Origin of the sequence: Rhodopseudomonas sp. BR0C11 (genome assembly GCF_010820945.1) — a bacterium.
In the GTDB taxonomy this organism is placed as follows: domain Bacteria; phylum Pseudomonadota; class Alphaproteobacteria; order Rhizobiales; family Xanthobacteraceae; genus Rhodopseudomonas; species Rhodopseudomonas palustris_H.
The window spans coordinates 1-1,884 of sequence record NZ_QTKI01000616.1 but is presented as its reverse complement, the minus strand read 5'-3'; the positions used below and the strand labels follow the sequence as shown (position 1 = coordinate 1,884).

The window sequence follows — 1,884 nt, the reverse complement described above, 5'->3', positions numbered from 1 at the left end:
GATGCGCACCCTCGAACCAAGAACCTCGTCATTCCGGGGCGCTCGCGAAAGCGAGCGAACCCGGAATCCAGAAGTTCAGAGCACCTCGGGATTCCGGGTTCGCGCCTGACGGCGCGCCCCGGAATGACGGCATCAAAGGTTGATCACCATGCCCACCCCTCGCCTCGCCACCTTTACCGTCAACGGCCTCACCCGCTACGGCGCGGTGTGTGATCATGGGGTGGTCGATCTGTCGGCCCGCCATGCCAACGATTATCCGACGCTGCGCGAGGTGATCGCGGCCGGCGCGCTGCAGCGGATCGTCGACGAGGCCGACCACACCGCGCCGGACTTCGCCCGCGACGCGGTGAAGCTTCAGCCGCCGATCCCGCAGCCGGAAAAGATCATCTGCGTCGGCGTCAACTATCCAGACCGCAACGCCGAATACAAAGACGGCAGCGAGGCGCCGAAATTTCCGTCGATGTTCATGCGCACGCCGCGCTCCTTCGTCGGCCACGGGGCGCCGCTGGTGCGGCCGAGGGCGTCGAAGCTGCTCGACTATGAGGGCGAGCTGACGCTGGTAATCGGCCAGGGCGGCCGCCACATCAAGGAAGCCGACGCCCTGAACCATGTCGCCGCGATCACGCTGTGCAACGAGGGCACGATCCGCGACTGGGTGCGCCACGCCAAGTTCAACGTTACCCAGGGCAAGAATTTCGACCACACCGGAAGCCTAGGTCCATGGCTGGTGCCCTACACCGATGAATCGCAGATCGCCGACATCCGGCTGACGACGCGCGTCAACGGCGAGACGCGGCAGGACGACCGCACCTCGCGGATGATCTTCAGCTTCCGCTATCTGATCGCTTATATCTCGACCTTCACCACGCTGGTGCCGGGCGATCTGATCGTCACCGGCACGCCAGCCGGCGCCGGCGCGCGCGCCGAGCCGCCGGTGTATCTGAAGCCCGGCGACATCATCGAGGTCGAGGCCGACGGCATAGGGACCTTGCGCAACGGCGTGGTCGACGAAGCCGAGTAATTCTTCCCAGCAAGCAGTGGATATCCAGATGAGCATCATGAACGGCGGCGAAGCCATCGTGCAGGGCCTCGTCGCACACGGCGTCGACACCGTGTTCGGCCTGCCCGGAGCGCAGATCTACGGCCTGTTCGACGGCTTCGCCAAAGCGCAGCTGAAAGTGATCGGCGCGCGGCACGAGCAGGCCTGCGGCTACATGGCGTTCGGCTACGCCCGCGCGTCCGGCAAGCCCGGCGTGTTCAGCGTCGTACCCGGCCCCGGCGTGCTGAATGCCTCCGCGGCGCTGCTCACCGCGTTCGGCTGCAACGAGCCGGTGATGTGCCTCACCGGCCAGGTGCCCAGCGCGTATCTCGGCAAGGGCCGCGGACATCTGCACGAGATGCCGGATCAACTGGCGACGCTGCGCAGCTTCATCAAATGGGCCGAGCGCATCGAATATCCAGGCAACGCGCCGGCGCTGGTGGCGCGCGCATTTCAGGAGATGATGAGCGGACGCCGCGGCCCGGTGGCGCTGGAGATGCCATGGGACGTGTTCACGCAGGCGACTGAAACCGGCGCCGCGCAGAAGCTAGATCTGATCGCACCGCCCGCGCCTGATCCGGACCGGGTCGCCGCCGCGGCGAAGCTGATCGCAGCGAGCAAGCGGCCGATGATCTTCGTCGGCGCCGGCGCGCTGGAGGCCGGCGACGAGATCCTCGAACTCGCCGAGATGATCGACGCGCCGGTGGTGGCATTCCGCTCCGGCCGCGGCGTCGTCAGCAACCGGCACGAACTCGGCCTGACCTTCGCGGCCGCCTATCAGCTCTGGCCGCAGACCGACCTGATCATCGGCATTGGCACCCGGATGGAGCTGCCGACCACCTTCC

The 1,884-nt window shown here is 66.8% G+C and carries 2 protein-coding genes; both read left to right on the top strand.

Features of this window, described 5'->3' with window-relative positions; translation table 11 throughout:
* Positions 1-148 precede the first annotated feature (148 nt).
* A complete protein-coding gene (locus DYI24_RS25830) occupies positions 149-1,021 on the top strand; it encodes a fumarylacetoacetate hydrolase family protein (protein WP_164574338.1) in 873 nt (290 codons plus the stop codon).
* Positions 1,022-1,049: 28 nt separating this feature from the next.
* A partial coding sequence (locus tag DYI24_RS25825) for a thiamine pyrophosphate-binding protein (protein WP_246701371.1) occupies positions 1,050-1,884 on the top strand: 835 nt, incomplete at its 3' end.

Coding starts and splice junctions, on each gene's coding strand:
- DYI24_RS25830 (WP_164574338.1), top strand. CDS start 149: ATGCCCACCCCTCGCCTCGCCACCTTTACCGTCAACGGCCTCACCCGC.